At 71.2% G+C, this 413-nt stretch carries 1 pseudogene; it reads left to right on the top strand.

What is annotated here, in order from left to right:
* Nucleotides 1-9: 9 nt before the first annotated feature.
* Nucleotides 10-413, top strand: a pseudogene (locus D9V41_RS16545) (thymidine phosphorylase); the annotation flags it as partial.

The following is a 413-nucleotide window of genomic DNA, read 5'->3' as shown; positions in this document are numbered from 1 at the left end:
GTCCCGCTCATGAGCATCGAGCCGTTCGCCGCCACCGACGTCATCGCGGCCAAGCGCGACCGCAAGACGCTCACCGACGAGCAGATCGACTGGGTCGTCGACGCCTACACGCGCGGGGTGGTGGCCGACGAGCAGATGTCGGCGCTCGCGATGGCGATCTTCCTCAACGGGATGAGCCGCGCGGAGATCGCCCGCTGGACGGCCGCGATGATCGCCTCGGGCGAGCGCATGGACTTCTCCTCGCTCTCGCGGCCCACGGCCGACAAGCACTCCACCGGAGGCGTGGGCGACAAGATCACCCTGCCGCTGGCCCCGCTCGTGGCGGCGTGCGGTGTCGCGGTGCCGCAGCTGTCCGGCCGCGGTCTCGGGCACACCGGCGGCACGCTCGACAAGCTCGAGTCCATTCCGGGCTG

Origin of the sequence: Aeromicrobium phragmitis (assembly GCF_003674095.1) — a bacterium.
GTDB lineage: Bacteria > Actinomycetota > Actinomycetes > Propionibacteriales > Nocardioidaceae > Aeromicrobium > Aeromicrobium phragmitis.
Note: the sequence above shows the minus strand (reverse complement) of the source record. Positions and strands in the feature narration are given on the sequence as shown.